An 18196-nucleotide genomic window follows, 5' to 3' on the forward strand; every position below is an offset into this window, starting at 1 on the left:
TATACCTTTAGTTCAAGCAATAAAACGATAAGGATATGACAGTTGTAAAAACACTTACCAAAGCAGAAGAACAGGTTATGCAGGCCCTCTGGCAAACCGGACCGGCCTTCGTTAAAGACCTGATCGATCTGATGCCGGAACCCAAACCACATTATAATACGGTATCCACGCTGATTAAGATCCTACAGGAAAAAGGGTTTGTTGACTATAAAGCCTTCGGCAAATCCTACCAGTACTTTGCCCTCATCAGTAAAGATGAATACAGCCGTAATACCATGCAAAACTTCGTGAAAGGGTACTTCTCTGGCTCTTTCAGAGAAATGGTCTCCTTTTTCGTAAAGGAAAAAGATCTCAGTGTCAATGAATTGGAACAAGTCCTGCAACAAATCAAGCACGCTAAAAACGAACAACCATGAACGCATTTCTTCCTTACGTAATAAAAATGCTCCTATGTTCCGGCATACTATATGGCTACTATGCCCTCGTACTGAAAAACAGATCCTTCCACCGCTGGAACAGGGCATTTATTCTGCTGGCTGTTATTGCCTCCCTCCTGATCCCCACGTTACAATTCGCTATTAACACGGCGCCACTCCCTGCGCAGCAACTGAATATGGTCATCGTATGTGCATACGCCAGTGAAAGCCTTCAGAAAGCCGGTATGGACCCTGGCGCCTGGTTACCCGGCGGTTTATACCTGCTCATCACCCTCCTGCTGCTGATGAATGTGGCCCGCAACTGGATCATGGTAACACGCCTGGCCCGTGGCGGACAAAAAACCCTGCATAATGGCTACCGTCTGGTAAGCCATCCGCAGGTAAAATCCACCTTTTCTTTTTTCGGTGATATATTCTGGGCAGAAGATGTTACTAAAGACAGCCCTGAAGGTCGCCAGATCCTGAAACACGAACTGGCGCATGTACGCGGCGGACATACCGGAGAAAAACTGTTCATGCAGATCATCTGCGCTATATGCTGGTTCAATCCGTTCTTCCACCTGCTTAAAAAAGAACTGGCCATGGTACACGAATTCCTGGCAGATAAAGCAGCCATCGAAGATACCGGGCGGGAAGAGTATGCACGTACCTTACTGCAGGCCACCTTACAAACACGCCTTCCACTCATGATCAATACATTCGGACAGGCCCCTGTCAAACGCCGCATCCTCATGCTGTTCACACAACGGTCGCGCTATTCGCTGATGAGAAGGATCATTGTGGTACCCGTTGTACTGATCCTGGGTGTTGCCATCGGCTGCCAGCAGGACCTTGATCTTAAACCGGAAAATATAGCCATTGCAGCTAAGTCAGTTACTCAGACAGCCGATGATAATGAAGTATATACCTTCGTCAGCGACCCTCCGACCTTCCCTGGTGGAGAAGATAAGCTGCACATGTACCTGGCCCGTTCGATCAGATATCCACGGAAAGCGCAGGAGAATAATTTAACAGGTACTGTTTTTGTCAATTTCGTGGTGGATGCAGCCGGAAACATCACACAGGTAAAAACAGTGGGCAAAACAATAGGCGGCGGACTGGAAGAAGAATCTATCCGCGTAGTTAAAGGGATGAATAAATGGAATCCAGGCAAACAGCATGGTAAAGTAGTAGCCGTGGCCTTTAACCTGCCCATCAGGTATACAATCCAAGAATAAGATATCGTTACACTATCATAGTAGATCAAACAAGAGGCCCGTCCATATGGACGGGCCTCCTCTATATAGATAGTATTGTTATGATCAGTTATACACAAACTCACCCTGTGTGCTGCGCACTGTTACCTGTTTCACTGCTGATGGCTCTACACGACCTACGATCTGTGCGTCAATGTTAAAGCTTTTGCTGATCCTGATAATATCTGCCGCGATCTCTTCCGGTACATACAGTTCCATACGATGGCCCATGTTAAATACCTGGTACATTTCTTTCCAGCTGGTGCCTGATTGCTCCTGGATCAGCTGAAACAGTGGCGGGATCGGGAACAGGTTATCTTTTATCACATGCAGGTTATCGATGAAGTGCAATACTTTGGTTTGCGCACCACCACTGCAATGTACCATGCCGTGTATACGGGAACGATAGGCCTCCAGGATCTGTTTGATCACCGGTGCATAGGTACGGGTAGGTGATAATACCAACCGGCCCGCATCTATTGTCCCGAAGCCCGGCACCTCCACTTTATCGGTCAGTGATTTTTTACCACTGAATACCAGGTCATAAGGAATACCCGGATCGAAGCTTTCAGGATATCTTTCCGCTACCTGTTTATTAAACACATCGTGACGGGCAGAGGTTAGCCCATTGCTGCCCATGCCGCCATTATAGGATTTCTCGTAAGAAGCCTGTCCATAGGAGGCCAGTCCAACGATCACATCTCCTGCCTGGATAGTATGGTTAGAGATCACTTCTGATCTTTTCATACGGCAGGTAACAGTGGAATCCACTATGATAGTACGTACCAGATCACCCACATCAGCGGTTTCGCCACCAGTGGAATGAATACTGATTCCATGATTACGCAGTTCTTCCAGGATCTCTTCCGTACCATTGATGATAGCGGCGATCACCTCACCGGGGATCAGCTGCTTATTACGGCCGATGGTCGAAGACAGCAGGATATTTTCTGTAGCGCCCACACAAAGCAGGTCGTCGATATTCATGATGATCGCGTCCTGTGCGATGCCTCTCCACACGTCCAGGTCACCGGTTTCTTTCCAGTATGTGTAAGCCAGGGAAGATTTGGTACCTGCTCCGTCAGCATGCATAATATTGCAATATTCTTCCTGTCCGCCCAGGATATCGGGCACTATTTTACAGAAAGCCTTCGGAAAAAGTCCTTTGTCAATATGCTTAATAGCATTGTGCACATCCTCTTTTCCGGCTGAAACGCCGCGCTGCGCGTAGATATTCTGATCCACCAGATAATTTTATAAATGAACAATCTGCTGCAAAAGTAACTGATTAGCCACTTATCTGATATCTAAATGTTGTAATTTGCATAGGATTTTGATCGTTTAAGGCAATTTATGCGGATACACAGGGACCTCACCCATTTGCCAGCTTTGAGGCGGGCGGTAATTACTATCGGAACTTTCGACGGCGTACACAGCGGTCATCGTTATATTATACAGCAATTACAGGAAACAGCTGCAGCCTGTGACGGGGAAACTGTGATCATCACATTCGACCCGCATCCCCGGGAAGTGCTGCAACCTGGCGGAGCGCCTGTCAAACTGTTGACCACCCTGGATGAGAAGATCGAACTGCTCTCCAGGCAGGGCATTGACCACCTGGTCATCGTGCCTTTTACCCGCGCCTTCTCAGCGTTGTCGGCCCAGGCTTATCTGGAAGAATTCCTGATAGAAAAGTTCAATCCACATACGATCATCATTGGTTACGACCACCGTTTCGGCCATAACCGTGAGGGAGGACTTGAATTGCTGGAAGCAGAACAAAACCGTTATGGTTTTCAACTGGTTGAGATTCCCCAGCAGGTCGTACACGATCTGGCGGTGAGCTCCACCAAGATCCGCAAAAGCCTGCAGGATGGCAATATTCAGCTGGCCAATGAGCTACTGGGCTATCCTTATTTTATCCAGGGGAAAGTGATTCATGGTGATAAAATGGGCCGTCAGCTGGGATTCCCGACAGCCAATCTTGAACTGTCCGATCCCCGCAAACTGATCCCTGTAGAAGGTATTTATGCGATCAGGGTCTATTTTGAAAAAGAAGCTACACCACTACAAGGCGTTATGAGTATCGGTACCCGCCCTACTTTTAACGGGACAGACCTCCGGGTGGAGGCGCATATCTTTGATTTCAGCCAGGAGATCTATGATAAAGTGCTGAAAGTAGAAATGATCAGCTATATCAGGGCCAACCGGAAATTTGAGAATATCGATGCACTGGTCTCCCAGATGCATAAAGACAGTCAGGAAGCCCGGGATGTACTGATGTCCTGATCAGTACATCATCTTATAGACCAGTTCCTTCATTAATTCTCCATCCTCTACCCCGCTGTCATTGATACCAATGCTACGGAGGTTATAGGTATGCAGCAGCAGAATAGCCTTTTCCGTGCCTTCCAGCCCATATTGACGTGCGGCATTGATATAGTCCTTCACAAAAAAGGGATGTACGCCTATAGCAGCTGCAATCTCTTTTTCGCCGCCCTTTACACCAAACACCATGATCATTTTACTGAAAAAGTTATACAGGGAAGGCAATACCATCTGTATCGGACCGGCTTTCGGGTTGGCGGCAAAATAGCGGATGATGCGCATCACCTTAGCGATGTCTTTCTGTCCCAGGGCATTCTGCAGTTCAAATACGTTATACTCCTTACTGATCCCAACATATTTCTCAATATCGTTCTCATCTATTTTCTTATCCGGCGGCAGATTAACCAGTAGTTTATCTATCTCATTGGCCATCCGGGAAAGATCATTTCCAATATGGTCTACCAACAGGATACCGGCTTTCTGGGAAATAGCCCTGCCAAGACTGCCCACATAGGCATCTACCCAGGCAGGCAACTGGTTATCATACATCTTCTTGGTACTCAGCAATACGCCTTTCTCCTTGATCAGTTTCGCCAGCTTGCTACGCCCGTCTATCTTCCCCTGTTTATGTGCTACTACGAATATGGTAGAAGCCAGCGGATTATCAATATAAGCTTCCAGCTTCAGGATATCTTTCATGGACTGGGCCTCCTTCAGCACAACCACCTGTCTTTCGGCAAACATCGGGTAACGGCGGCACGCGTTGATCACGGTGCTCCAGTCAGTATCCTTACCATAGAGGATGGTCAGATTAAAGCCTTTTTCCGCTTCGTCCAGCAGGTGATGCTCCGCATAGTTACTTACCTGATCGATGAAGAAATCTTCTTCTCCTTCCAACCAGTAAAGCGGGCGGAATTTCTTTTGCTTCCATTCTTTTATAATATCCTGATATTCCATGCTTTTTATTTTGTAAATACCACGTCTTCCGTCTCCAGTAGCGGAATACCTTTAAAGCGCATCATGAGCTGCCCTACGGCTACCACATCCTTCTGACAATAACTGGCGATCCTTTCCAGATCATGGTCCTGCCAGTATACTTTTCCCACCATACTTCCATCAATGTCATCTTTCGGCGTCGGTATGCCGAGGATGGCCGTCAGCAGTTTCAGTGAAGTATAGTTCTTATAGTCTCCGAAACGCCATAACTGCATGGTATCCAGCATTGGTATCTCCCAGGGTTTAAATCCATGGATCTGTAAAGGCAGCGGCAAAGATAGCTGATGAATGACAGATCGCCTGCAAATAAAAGGAATATCAAATTCTTTGATATTGTGCCCGGCAAACTGGAACCGGGGGTACTTTGTATGAAACTTATTTACCAATTCTAAAAAACTGTTTAATACAACCTTTTCATCGTCATTATGAAATGATTTTATACGTAGTTGATAACGACCGCTTTCCACATGGAAAAACCCTACGGATATGCAAACAATTTTGCCGAATTCGGCATAGATGCCTGCCCTGTCTACATATGCTTCTGCCGCGTCTCCTGAATCTGGCAAAGTTTTTGCAATTTTGTCGGTCCAGAGCGACTGCAAACTGTCAGGTAAACAATCAAGCGTCGCTACAGCTGGAGTTGTCTCAATATCAAGCAACAATAACTGGTCTAAGGATATATTCGGTAACACTATTTTGTACGGTTTATATTTTTTTGTAATAAAGTATTTTTAACAATTACATTTGCATAAGAAGATTTAACCATATAACAATTAACTATAAAACACAAAAACGACTATGACTGAGAACACTTTTAACAAGCCTGCGGCAGGATCTCCCGGACCTGAAAAACCTAGAAGCCGTAACGGTCTGATATATGGTATACTGATTGCAGCATTGGCCGGTACCTGGATATACATGTTATATGACAAAAATAAAACTACCGATCAAATTGCTCAACAGGCAACACAGATAGATTCAATTTCGACTTCAAGAGACGCTTTACAGCAGGAATATAACGCCGCTAATGCCCGTCTGGATGATCTGATCTCTCAGAACAGCCGCATGGACAGTCTGGTAAAAACAAAAGATAAGGAAATTGCAGACATGAAGTCCAGAATACAGGGTATTCTGTCTAACAAGAATGCAACTGCAAAAGAACTGGCTGAGGCCCGCCGCCTGATCGAAACCCTGAAGGGTAACATTGAAGGCTACACAGAGACGATCGAACGCCTGGAAGGTGAAAAGATCGTGCTGACCGGCGAGCGTGATAATGCCCGTAAAGAAAGAGATGAAGTAAGCACCCAGAGAGATAGCCTTAACAAAAAGGTGAACCTGGGTTCCGTATTACACGCATCCAACATTCACCTGCTGCCTATCAACCTGAAAAAGAATGGCAAAGAGGTAGAAACGACCAAGGCTAAACGTGCTGACATGATGCGCGTAACCTTCGACCTGGATGAGAACAGGATCGCTCCTACCGGTGATAAGGAACTGTATGTTTCTATCACTTCTCCTGATGGTTCTCCACTGGCTGTTGAAGCACTGGGTTCCGGCAGATTTACACTGGAAGACGGCACTGAAAAATTATACACTGCCAAGAAAACTGTCAACTACGCGACCGGCCAGAAACAAACCGTTTCTATGGACTGGAAACAAAACTCTGATTTCAAACCAGGCGACTACGCGGTTGAGATCTACCATGATGGTTTTAAAATTGGTTCTGGTAAAGTAACGCTGAAAAAAGGCGGACTCTTCTAATAGTCACTTCCATATATAACATCCCGGATGTCTTACTCCTGAAGGAAATAGACATCCGGGATTTTTTTGTTAATACAATAAGGAGTCCTCAACAGCAAAACCACCTTTATTCCCAATATTTCGAATTTTGTTAACATTTGGTTATTGCCCAATAATCATATATAAAATTATAATTAATTAGTGTTTATTTGCATCCGATTGTATTCATGTGAAAACCGGGGATTACATCAGCTTGCATACAATGTTGCCCCATTTTGTTATTAAGATTGTTAGGCTAACTAACTGCGCTAAATCAAGGTATTTATGGTGGAGAACACTAAACAGGTGTACGTAGTTGACGACGATGAAATATTCCATTTCATTCTGAAAAAGATGTTTGAACAACAAGGGGCTAAACTAAAAGTAACATCCTTCCTCAGTGCGGAAGATGCCCTGGAGCATTTACAACATTCCAACAACCACCTGTTACCCTCCCTGATCATCCTCGACATGAACATGCAACGTATGAATGGCTGGGACTTCATTGAAGCCTACCGGGATATTAAATGCAGTCTTACTCAACAGATCCCTATCGTGATGTGCTCTTCTTCTATTGATAACAGAGATATTCAGAAAGTAAAACGCACGCCGGAGCTGAAGGCGTATATCACTAAGCCCCTGGATTCGGTAAAGATGCAGCAGATAAAAGAATACCTTGGATAGTTAGAAATTGGGAATTAGGTCGACATGCAGCGGAGATGGGTGGGGATGAGATACTTTAATGAACTTATTTAAATGACTTATGTATAAAAGAGAAAGGCGTTCATAATGAACGCCTTTCTCTTTTTATGCCTTCAGGCTTAGGAGAACACCATAACTAGCGCCCAATGCCTAACTCCTGATTCTAATTACTAATTAAATTAGCTAATTGCTACTTTCTCGCCATACATCTCTTCTCTCAGCGATTTCACTCTTTCATCAGCCAGGTACTCATCGAAGGTCATCAGCCTGTCAATGATACCTTTAGGCGTAATCTCAATGATACGGTTTGCCACTGACTGCATGAACGTATGGTCATGGGTAGTGAACAGTACTATACCTTTGAAATTTATCATGCTTTCGTTGAAAGACTGGATAGACTCCAGGTCAAGGTGATTGGTTGGTTCGTCCAGCACTACCACGTTAGGGTCCTGCAGCATCATACGGCTGGTCATACAGCGTACTTTCTCACCACCGCTCAATACGCTGGTCTTCTTCATGATCTCATCACCGCTGAACAGCATTTTACCCAGGAAACCACGCAGAAACGGCTCATCCACGTCTGTTACGTGTGGTGGCACGTACTGGCGTAACCAGTCCATCAGGTTCAGAGAAGGATCAACAAAGAACTTGGCGTTATCGTTTGGCAGGTAAGCGGAAGTTACGGTAGTACCCCACTCGTATTTACCACCATCAGCAGTTGCTTCGCCATTGATAATTTCGAAGAATGTGGTCAACGCCAGATGCTCCTTTGCCAGGAATGCGATCTTATCGTTCTTGTTAACAGTGAAGGTAACATTCTTGAACAGTACGTTACCGTCAATGGATTTCTCCAGTTTTTCCACATTCAGGATCTGATTACCTACTTCACGCTGTTGCTTGAAGATGATACCAGGGTATTTACGGTTGGAAGGCTGGATATCTTCGATAACCAGTTTCTCCAGGGCCTTTTTACGGGAAGTAGCCTGTTTACTCTTGGAAGCGTTCGCACTGAATCGGGCAATGAAGTCCATCAGGTCCTTACGTTTATCTTCCATTTTCTTGTTCTTATCGGCTATCTGGCGGGCCATCAGCTGAGAAGATTCGTACCAGAAAGAGTAGTTACCAGAGAAGATCTGGATCTTGGCACGGTCAACGTCCGCTACGTGGGTACATACAGCATCCAGGAAGTGACGGTCGTGGGATACCACAATCACAATATTCTCATAATCAGCCAGGAAGTTCTCTAACCAACCGATCGTTTCCACGTCCAGGTGGTTCGTAGGCTCATCCAGCAGCAGTATATCCGGGTTACCAAACAGGGCCTGTGCCAGGAGCACACGCACTTTCAGGTTACCACTCAGGTCTTTCATGAGTAAGCTATGCACATCTTCCTTTACACCCAGATCGCCCAGCAGTACCCCTGCATCACTTTCTGCCGTGTAACCGCCCATCTCGCCGTATTCAGCTTCCAGTTCACCGGCGCGCATACCATCCTCTTCGGTAAAATCCTCCTTCGCGTAGATCGCATCCTTTTCATGCGTGATCTCCCACAGCTTCTTATTACCCATCAGTACTGTGTTCAGTACAGTGACGTCATCAAATTCAAAGTGGTTCTGTTTCAGAACACTCATGCGTTCACCCGGAGTGATCTCAACGGTACCTTTGGTAGGGTCGATCTCACCGGATAATATTTTGAGGAAAGTGGATTTGCCGGCTCCGTTAGCGCCTATCACGCCATAACAGTTACCTTTGGTGAAATTGAGGTTAACTTCATCAAACAACACCCTTTTTCCGAAAGAAAGCGATACGTTTTTAACACTGATCATGCTGGCTAAAGAAATTTAAGGCGCAAAGTTACTAAATGTTCCCGGTTTTCCTGTTTGTTGGTTTATTCTTTGTTATATTCTCGACATGGACATTTATATGCAACAGGTCAATAAGGACCTTCGAACCTGGCAGAAGGCCATGCAGCGCGGCATCAGCCTCCCCGGCAAGCTGTCCGGAAAGGTGCAGAAAAAGATTAATCAGGTTATTCCTGAGAAGGTCCACCGGGCGATGACCACCGCGATCAAACAAATGACCAGGGCCGTCATATCCGGCGCTGAATTTATCAGCCCCGCTCCCTTCCACGAAGCAGACCTCGCCATCCGGGAATCCCGTGTCCATTCCCGCATCGCCTTCTACAAGACCACTGCCGCCACTGAAGGGGCCCTCACCGGGGCCGGTGGTTTCCTCCTGGGCCTGGCCGACTTCCCGCTATTCCTCACCATTAAGATGAAGATGCTGTTTGATATCGCCGCTCTGTACGGGTATAATGTGAATGACTACAAGGAAAGACTGTTCATCCTCCATATCTTTTTTATCACCTTTTCCACCCAGGACTTCCGCAATAAGCTCTATCCTGTCGTTGCCGACTGGGACAACTACAGCCGGGACCTGCCGGAAGATATCCATGCTTTCGACTGGCGTAATTTCCAGCAGCAATACCGCGACTACCTTGACCTGGCAAAACTGCTGCAACTGATGCCTGTCATAGGCGCTGCCGTAGGTGCCGTAGTCAACCACCGCCTCACCGACAAGCTGGGTAAGAACGCCATGAACGCCTACCGGATGCGCCTGATGAAACAGTTATGACCGCTTTACTTATCTTTACTTCCTGTCACGGAACATACACGGACCGATTAACCTTAACTTTAAACAGTATACGTCATGACCAGTTACGATGAAATTTTCGACAATAACCGGCTTTGGGTAGCTAACAAAACTGCCGGTGACAAGTCATTCTTTGAAAAGCTGGCAAAAGAGCAGAATCCCGATTATCTCTACATAGGTTGCAGCGACAGCCGCGTACCGACCAACGAGATCATGGGACTGGACGCCGGAGAGGTATTCGTTCACCGCAACATTGCCAATCTCGTTAACAGCGTAGACCTCAATGTCATGTCGGTGATCAACTACGCCGTACGCCACCTCGGTGTAAAACACATTATTGTATGCGGTCATTATAACTGCGGAGGGGTAAAAGCCGCTATGCAATCTGCCGACCTGGGACTGCTCAATCCATGGCTGCGTAACATCCGTGATGTATACCGCCTGCACCGTCCCGAACTGGATGCCATTGAAGACAATGCCGCACGCTTCAACAGGCTCGTAGAACTGAACGTACAGGAACAGTGTATCAACGTGATCAAAACAGCGGCTGTACAGCAATCATATGTTGAAAAAAGCTATCCTGTCGTACACGGATGGGTGTACGACCTTTACACGGGTAACCTGATCGACCTGAAAATTGATTTTGAAGGTATCTTACATAACATCCAGGAAATTTACGATCTGACTGGTAATGGACTCATGAAAAAAAAGGATGATCAATGACGGGACCTATCGGTGTTTTTGATTCAGGCTACGGCGGCCTGACCGTACTGAAAGAAATTGTGGCCACGCTACCGCAATACGATTATATCTACTTTGGAGATAATGCCCGGGCTCCCTACGGCAACCGTGGCTTTGACACGATCCATACCTACACACTTCAGTGTGTACAGCACCTGTTTGACATGGGATGCCCGCTTGTTATACTGGCCTGTAATACGGCTTCTGCAAGGGCCCTCCGCACGATCCAGCAGAAAGACCTGCCCCGTATCGCACCAGACAGGCGTGTGCTCGGTGTGATCAGACCCACTACCGAAATGGTGGGCACCCTCACACAAAGCAGCGAAGTCGGTATTCTCGCCACGAAAGGCACAGTAGCCTCCGGATCTTACCCGATAGAGATCAATAAATTCTTCCCACATGTGAAAGTGCACCAGCTGGCCTGCCCGATGTGGGTGCCCATCATAGAAAATGGTGAAGCTGATAGTGAAGGGGCCGATTATTTCGTGAAAAAATACCTGGACCAGATCCTCACGGACGCGCCCGATATTGACACCCTGGTACTGGCCTGCACCCACTACCCTATTCTGACGAAAAAGATCCGGCAGTTCCTCCCAGGTGGTATTACCTTACTCTCTCAGGGAAAGATCGTGGCGCATAGCCTGAAAGATTATCTGCAACGGCACCCTGAAATGGAGGTACGCCTGAGTAAGAATGGCGGCCGTAAATATTTCACTACTGACGATCCGGGCATCTTTGAAAAGCAAACAGAGATCTTCCTCGGTGAAACGGTAAAGACAGAATATATCGCTCCCTGAGCCGGTCATACACAAAAGTAAAAAGCCCATAGATCATGAGATCTATGGGCTTTTTATTATCGGAAACCAATTTAATCTTATTTACCTTCCAGTCCTAACAGGAACGCATATTGCAACGCCACATCCTCCAGTGATTTGAAACGACCGGAAGCACCACCATGTCCTGCTTCCATATCGGTATGCATTAACAGGGTATGATGGTCCGTCTTCAGCTCACGCAGTTTAGCCACCCATTTCGCAGGTTCCCAGTACTGTACCTGTGAGTCATGCAGTCCTGTTGTGACCAGCATATTCGGATAAGCCTTTGCGGTTACATTGTCATAAGGAGAGTAAGATTTCATGTAATCGTAGTATTCCTTTTTCTTCGGATTACCCCACTCATCAAACTCGCCTGTGGTCAGAGGAATGCTTTCATCCAGCATGGTGGTCACCACATCAACAAAAGGTACCGCGGCGATCACACCATTCCATAGTCCCGGACGCATATTCACAACAGCACCCATCAGCAAGCCGCCGGCGCTACCGCCCAACGCATAAAGATGTGAACTGTCGGTGTAATGTTCTTTTATCAGGTAGTCGGCACAGTCAATGAAGTCCGTGAACGTATTCATTTTCTTGAACAGCTTACCATCTTCATACCATTGTCTGCCCATTTCCTCTCCACCTCTGATATGTGCGATCGCATAGGCAAAACCCCTGTCCAGCAAACTTAAACGGTTGCTGTTAAAAGATGGTTCTATACTGTTACCGTAAGAGCCATAACCATACAGCAGCAGCGGCTTTTTACCATTCTTTTCAAATCCTTTTTTGTATACCAGTGATACAGGCACTTTGACTCCGTCTCTGGCTGTCACGTATAAACGCTCCGTTACATAGTTCTTGGGATCATAACCACCCAGTACTTCCTGGCGTTTACGCAGTTCGTTCTTCTTCGTATCCATGTCATAGTCGTAGGTCGACATCGGTGTTTGCATGGAAGTATAAGCGTAACGCAGCGTCTTTGTATCAAACTCCGGATTGACAGAAATAGCTGCCAGGTAAGCTGGTTCATCGAACTGCAGATAATAGTCTTCCTTCGTCTGTGAGTTGAGCACACGCAACTGGGTCAGACCATTTTTACGCTCACTCAGCACCATATGATGACGGAACAGCTCTATGCCCTGTAACAGCACATCCTCACGATGAGCGATCACTTCTTTCCAGTTGTCACGGGCCGTCTTTTCCAGTCCGGACTCCATCAGGCGGAAATTCACCGCATCCCAGTTGGTAACAATGTAGAATTTATCATCCTGATGATCGACCTCGTACAGATGATCGCGCTTACGTGGTTCAAACACACGGAACGCGCCATCCGGTTTGGAAGCATCCAGAATGCGGTATTCCGTTGATACGGTGCTGCTGCTGTGGATCATAATGAACTTACCAGACTTGGAACGGTCTACATCCACGTAGAAAGTTTCGTCCTTCTCATTGAAGATCTCCTTATCAGTTTGTACATCTGTGCCCGTTACATGGCGTAATACACGCTCTTCCCGCAGCGTAACGGGGTTCTTGGTGGTATAGAAGAACGTCTTGTTATCATTTGCCCAGGCGACGCTCGCAGACGTTTGCGGGATAGCATCTGCCAGGACTTCACCCGTCTGCAGGTTTTTAATATAGATCGTGTACTGACGGCGGCTTACCGTATCCACACCGTATGCCAGCCACTGTGCATCCGGACTTACTGACATACCACCTACCTGATAGTACTGATGACCTTTAGCCAGGTCATTGACATTCAGGATGATCTCTTCGGCAGCTTCCAGGCTACCTTTCTTACGGCAGTATATCGGGTATTCCTTTCCAGTCTCAAAGCGACTGTAATAGTAGTAGCCATTTTTCAGATAAGGCACACTGGCATCCGTCTCCATAATACGCCCTCTCATCTCCTCGTACAGCTTCTTTCTCAGCTCTTTATGGGGGGCCATGATGGTGTCCAGGTATTCATTCTCTGCTGTGAGATAAGCGATGACCTTGGGGTCATTCCGGTCGTTCATCCAGTAATATTTATCAATCCTGGTATCTCCGTGAATGGTCATTGCGGTATCTCTCTGTTCCGCTACCGGCGGCTTTAGTGTATTAATTTCGGCTGACATATTTTTCTTATTTTCCTTACAGGCAAACAGGCCCATGCCTGACAACATCATGATAAATGCAGCGGCTTTCCTCATAGGTGATAAATTGAGGCTACGAATGTAATACTAATACTGTTACACAATTTTCATTTTTTGAGCATCCCAATGCAGCACTTTCTTACTGAAATAGCTTTCATTGGTCACCAGTGCCGGCCCTGCGGCACGTAATCCGAAGGTGGCATCTTCCACCACCGGCTTGCCTGTACGCATAGACTCAAAAAAGTTTATAAAATGGTCCTGGCGGGAGTCATAGCCCCGTGGAGCCGCATAGGCATCTTCTGAGCGCTGGGCCGGTTTACGCTGGTCCGCCGGGTATTTAGCATTGTATTGCTGTACGAAGGTATCCTGTGTCGCCTTGGTGAAGGTATTCCAGGTATCCCATCCACCATAACCAGGCGCAGCCGCCAGTTTATGCTTTTTGATCTTAAAGTCATCCCAGCCCAGTTCCAGTACGCCTTCTGTGCCAATGAAGCGGGTATATTCCCCTCCCCCGCTACCATCGGCGAAGTTCACACGTAACGTCATCTGGAAAGCCGGATGGGTCTTTGTTTCCGGGTAATCGAAGATCGCCACCACTACGTCGGGCACGTCGCGGCCATCCTTCCACTGTACCAGGTTACCGCTGGCATAGATGCGTTCCGGGCCGAGCGAACCGGTAATGAAGTGTAATCCGGAAATGAGGTGTACAAACAGGTCGCCGGGAATACCAGTGCCGTATGCCTTATAATTACGCCAGCGGAAGAACCGCGTAGGGTCAAAAGGCACTTTGGCGGTATCTTTCAGGAAGGTATCGAAATCAATATTGGCGGGAGTGGCATCCGGGGGGATGGAATACTGCCAGGCACCCAACGCGTCATGACGGTCCATACGGGCCTCTACCACGTTCAGCTGACCTATTTCTCCAGCCTCATAGCGGCGTTTTGCCTCTGCGAGGGCAATACTGCTCACCCGCTGGCTACCCACCTGAAAAACAGCCTTTGTGCGCTGCTGAGTGGCAATTACTTTATGGCCTTCTTCGATCTGCTGCACCATCGGCTTTTCACAGTATACCGCCTTTCCTTTCTCCATAGCAGCGATAGAGATGGTATCATGCCAGTGATCGGGTGTGGCAACGATGACAGCGTCAATATCTTTTCTGTTGAGCAGTTCACGATAATCGCGGGTAGTGAAAATATTTTTACCATATTTCTCCTTCACCTTATCAAGATGTCCCTGATAGAGGTCGGCGGCGGCTACGAATTCAACGCCCGGTACTTTAAGAGCGGTATCAACATCGCCAAATCCCATAATGCCCATCCCGATACAACCAATGCGGATGCTGTCGTTGGCAGAGATGCGGATGTCCGGTTTCAGCAGCTGTACGTGCTCCTTCGCGAGTGTGGATAATGGACCTGCGCCCAGCAGGGCAGCTGTACCTCCCAGGTTACGGAGGAATTTTCTCCTGGAGTTGTCTGTCATAACGTAAAATTTGAGTGCAGAAGGGTTTATTAACACAAACAATATACAAAAAAAATCCCCCTCGTTTTAGCGAGGGGGACATGGTATTCACCAATACAATCTTGACAACTACTATTTTTCGTAGGTGAAGCCAGCGGCGATATACTCGCGGTTCAGACGTGCGATGTTTGTCAAAGAAATTTCTTTCGGACATTCTGCCTCACAGGCACCGGTGTTCGTACAGCTACCGAAACCTTCCGCGTCCATCTGAGCGATCATGTTCAGTGCTCTTGATTTCTGTTCAGGATGACCCTGTGGCAGCAATGCCAGCTGGGATACCTTCGCTGAAACGAACAGCATAGCAGAAGAGTTCTTACAAGCTGCCACACAGGCGCCACAACCGATACAGGCTGCTGCTGCGAATGCCTGGTCTGCTTTATCTTTTGGTACCAGGATGTTGTTGGCATCCTGTGCGTTACCCGTATTTACAGAAACATAACCACCTGCTGCGATGATACGGTCAAAAGCACCTCTGTCAACAGTCAGGTCTTTTACTACAGGGAAAGATCCGGCTCTCCATGGTTCAACAGTAACGGTATCACCGTCTTTGAAAGCACGCATATGCAGCTGACAGGTAGTGGTACCGGACCAAGGACCGTGTGCACGGCCATTGATGTGCATAGAACATGCACCACAGATACCTTCACGACAGTCATGATCAAATGCGATCGGCTCTTTACCCTCATTGATCAGACGCTCATTCAGCACGTCGAACATTTCAAGGAATGACATTTCAGAAGAAATACCAGGTACCGGGTAAGTTTCGAAATGTCCCTGTGCGTCTTTATTTTTTTGTCTCCACACTTTAAGTGTGAGATTCATGTTATAATGTTCCATATCTATTGGACTATTACTGTTGTGAATATTATTTATAGCTACGCTGAGTTGGTTTACATTCTACGAACTCAAGTGGCTCTTTATGCAGCTCAAACTGGCTAGGGCCTTTATATTCCCATGCTGCTACATATGAGAAGTTCTCATCATCACGTTTTGCTTCACCATCTTCTGTCTGAGATTCCTCACGGAAGTGGCCTCCACAGGATTCGCGACGGTTCAGTGCATCTACACACATCAGTTCTCCAAGTTCCAGGAAGTCGGCCACACGGCCTGCTTTTTCCAGCTCAGGGTTGAATTCGTTCGCATCACCAGGAACACGTACATCTTTCCAGAACTCTTCACGTAACTGCTGAATTTCCACGATCGCTTCTTTCAGACCTTGTTCATTACGCGCCATACCGCATTTATCCCACATGATCTTACCCAGTTTCTTATGGAAGTGGTCTACGGATTTGGTACCCTTGATGCTCATCAGTTTATTGATGGTATCCTGTACGTTCTTCTCTGCTTCAACGAAAGCAGGGTGATCCAGTGAAATGGCTTTTGTTCTGATATCGTCAGCCAGGTAGTTACCCAGGGTGTAAGGAATTACGAAGTAACCATCAGCCAGCCCCTGCATCAGTGCGGAAGCACCCAGACGGTTTGCACCGTGATCAGAGAAGTTAGCTTCACCCAGTGCATAGAGACCGGTGATAGAGGTCATCAGTTCGTAGTCGACCCACAGACCGCCCATAGTGTAGTGTACCGCAGGATAGATACGCATTGGTACCTCATATGGGTTTTCACCGGTGATCTTAGCGTACATATCGAACAGGTTACCATATTTCTCCGCTACTACTTCTTTACCCAGTTTAGTGATCTGGTCAGCTGAAGCGTTGTGCATCTGGCGTTTGTTCGCTTCAATCTTACCATAACGTTCGATCGCAGCAGCGTAGTCAAGGTATACCGCCTGTTTGGAGCTACCTACACCGTAACCAGCATCACATCTTTCTTTGGCAGCGCGGGAAGCCACGTCACGTGGTACCAGGTTACCGAAAGCAGGATATCTTCTTTCCAGGTAGTAGTCTCTTTCCTCTTCAGGAATATCGGCAGGTTTACGGTTGTCGTTCTGTTTTTTAGGTACCCATATACGACCATCGTTACGCAGTGACTCGGACATCAGGGTCAGTTTAGACTGATGATCTCCGGAAACAGGGATACAGGTCGGGTGGATCTGGGTGTAACAAGGGTTACCGAAGTAAGCACCTTTACGGGTAGCTTTCCAGGCAGCTGTTACGTTAGAACCCATTGCGTTTGTAGACAGATAGAACACGTTACCGTAACCACCAGTACAAAGCAGTACTGCGTGACCGAAGTGACGCTCCAGCTTACCAGTGATCAGGTCACGGGCAATGATACCACGCGCTTTACCATCAATGGTCACCACGTCAAGCATTTCGTGACGGTTGTACATCGTCACGTTACCTAAAGCTACCTGGCGCTCCAGTGCGGAGTAGGCACCTAATAGCAGCTGCTGACCGGTTTGACCGGCAGCGTAAAAGGTACGCTGAACCTGAGTACCACCGAATGAACGGTTACTCAGTAATCCACCATATTCGCGGGCGAAAGGAACACCTTGTGCCACGCACTGGTCAATAATGTTGCCACTCACCTCTGCCAAACGATGCACATTCGCTTCGCGGGCACGGTAGTCGCCACCTTTTACAGTATCATAAAACAGACGGAACACAGAGTCACCGTCGTTCTGGTAGTTCTTTGCAGCGTTGATACCACCCTGCGCAGCAATACTGTGCGCACGGCGTGGACTATCCTGAAAACAGAAAGCTTTCACTTTATAGCCTAACTCTCCCAAAGTTGCAGCGGCAGATGCCCCCGCCAGACCGGTACCCACTATGATCACTTCCATGCTGCGCTTGTTCGCCGGGTTTACCAGCTTACAATGCCCCTTATAGTCTTCCCATTTCTTGTCTAATGGACCGGCAGGAATTTTTGAGTTCAACATATATCCTTACTTTACTTTA

16 protein-coding genes are annotated in these 18196 nt (G+C 47.2%); 8 read left to right on the top strand and 8 right to left on the bottom strand.

Translation table 11 applies throughout. The features are described from left to right. Positions 1-35: 35 nt before the first annotated feature. Both GWR21_RS12085 and GWR21_RS12090 read left to right on the top strand, forming a co-directional pair. On the top strand, positions 36-416 hold the full coding sequence (locus GWR21_RS12085) for a BlaI/MecI/CopY family transcriptional regulator (protein ID WP_162332003.1): 381 nt from the start codon (positions 36-38) through the stop codon (positions 414-416). Continuing rightward, positions 413-1654: a M56 family metallopeptidase gene (locus GWR21_RS12090; RefSeq protein ID WP_162332004.1), complete on the top strand. Its 1242-nt coding sequence runs from the start codon at positions 413-415 to the stop codon at positions 1652-1654. The genes GWR21_RS12085 and GWR21_RS12090 overlap by 4 nt, the downstream gene beginning before the upstream one ends. An 84-nt stretch (positions 1655-1738) precedes the next feature. On the opposite strand, the gene GWR21_RS12095 is transcribed toward GWR21_RS12090, so the two are convergent. Further along, positions 1739-2917 carry an AIR synthase related protein gene (locus GWR21_RS12095; protein WP_162332005.1) on the bottom strand — a complete coding sequence of 393 codons (1179 nt, stop codon included), beginning with the start codon at positions 2915-2917 and terminating at the stop codon, positions 1739-1741. Positions 2918-3025: 108 nt separating this feature from the next. Here GWR21_RS12095 and GWR21_RS12100 point away from each other — a divergent pair, with 108 nt between their 5' ends. Next, positions 3026-3961, top strand: coding sequence for a bifunctional riboflavin kinase/FAD synthetase (locus tag GWR21_RS12100; protein WP_162332006.1), 936 nt, complete (start codon positions 3026-3028; stop codon positions 3959-3961). On the opposite strand, the gene holA is transcribed toward GWR21_RS12100, so the two are convergent. Beyond that, on the bottom strand, positions 3962-4957 hold the full coding sequence (holA, locus tag GWR21_RS12105) for a DNA polymerase III subunit delta (protein ID WP_162332007.1): 996 nt from the start codon (positions 4955-4957) through the stop codon (positions 3962-3964). It lies immediately after the preceding gene. Between the two features lie 5 nt (positions 4958-4962). Further along, positions 4963-5562 carry a ribonuclease H-like domain-containing protein gene (locus tag GWR21_RS12110; RefSeq protein ID WP_238430320.1) on the bottom strand — a complete coding sequence of 200 codons (600 nt, stop codon included), beginning with the start codon at positions 5560-5562 and terminating at the stop codon, positions 4963-4965. A gap of 232 nt (positions 5563-5794) precedes the next feature. Between GWR21_RS12110 and GWR21_RS12115 the strand changes: the two genes are divergently transcribed. Together GWR21_RS12115 and GWR21_RS12120 are read left to right on the top strand one after the other, a co-directional pair. Then, positions 5795-6757, top strand: coding sequence for a coiled-coil domain-containing protein (locus tag GWR21_RS12115; RefSeq protein WP_162332009.1), 963 nt, complete (start codon positions 5795-5797; stop codon positions 6755-6757). A 303-nt stretch (positions 6758-7060) separates the two neighbouring features. Continuing rightward, a complete protein-coding gene (locus GWR21_RS12120; RefSeq protein ID WP_162332010.1) occupies positions 7061-7459 on the top strand; it encodes a response regulator in 399 nt (132 codons plus the stop codon). 197 nt (positions 7460-7656) lie between these two features. On the opposite strand, the gene GWR21_RS12125 is transcribed toward GWR21_RS12120, so the two are convergent. After that, positions 7657-9303, bottom strand: coding sequence for an ABC-F family ATP-binding cassette domain-containing protein (locus tag GWR21_RS12125; protein ID WP_162332011.1), 1647 nt, complete (start codon positions 9301-9303; stop codon positions 7657-7659). A gap of 85 nt (positions 9304-9388) precedes the next feature. Between GWR21_RS12125 and GWR21_RS12130 the strand changes: the two genes are divergently transcribed. From GWR21_RS12130 to murI, 3 genes are all read left to right on the top strand, one after another. Continuing rightward, positions 9389-10111, top strand: coding sequence for an EcsC family protein (locus tag GWR21_RS12130; protein ID WP_162332012.1), 723 nt, complete (start codon positions 9389-9391; stop codon positions 10109-10111). Between the two features lie 75 nt (positions 10112-10186). Beyond that, positions 10187-10852 (top strand): carbonic anhydrase, encoded by a 666-nt coding sequence (locus tag GWR21_RS12135; RefSeq protein WP_162332013.1) that lies wholly within the window; start codon positions 10187-10189, stop codon positions 10850-10852. Continuing rightward, positions 10849-11667, top strand: a complete 819-nt coding sequence (gene murI / locus GWR21_RS12140) for a glutamate racemase (protein WP_162332014.1) — start codon at positions 10849-10851, stop codon at positions 11665-11667. Before GWR21_RS12135 ends, murI begins: the two co-directional genes overlap by 4 nt. A gap of 77 nt (positions 11668-11744) precedes the next feature. On the opposite strand, the gene GWR21_RS12145 is transcribed toward murI, so the two are convergent. The 4 genes from GWR21_RS12145 to GWR21_RS12160 form a co-directional block, all read right to left on the bottom strand. Continuing rightward, positions 11745-13877, bottom strand: coding sequence for a S9 family peptidase (locus GWR21_RS12145; protein ID WP_162332015.1), 2133 nt, complete (start codon positions 13875-13877; stop codon positions 11745-11747). 39 nt (positions 13878-13916) lie between these two features. Then, the gene (locus tag GWR21_RS12150) at positions 13917-15299 is read right to left on the bottom strand and encodes a Gfo/Idh/MocA family protein (RefSeq protein WP_162332016.1); all 1383 of its coding nucleotides are present in this window, start codon (positions 15297-15299) and stop codon (positions 13917-13919) included. Between the two features lie 111 nt (positions 15300-15410). Then, the gene (locus GWR21_RS12155) at positions 15411-16175 is read right to left on the bottom strand and encodes a succinate dehydrogenase/fumarate reductase iron-sulfur subunit (RefSeq protein ID WP_162332017.1); all 765 of its coding nucleotides are present in this window, start codon (positions 16173-16175) and stop codon (positions 15411-15413) included. A gap of 28 nt (positions 16176-16203) precedes the next feature. Continuing rightward, positions 16204-18177, bottom strand: a complete 1974-nt coding sequence (locus GWR21_RS12160; protein ID WP_162332018.1) for a fumarate reductase/succinate dehydrogenase flavoprotein subunit — start codon at positions 18175-18177, stop codon at positions 16204-16206. Positions 18178-18196: the final 19 nt, after the last annotated feature.

This window comes from Chitinophaga agri (assembly GCF_010093065.1).
In the GTDB taxonomy this organism is placed as follows: domain Bacteria; phylum Bacteroidota; class Bacteroidia; order Chitinophagales; family Chitinophagaceae; genus Chitinophaga; species Chitinophaga agri.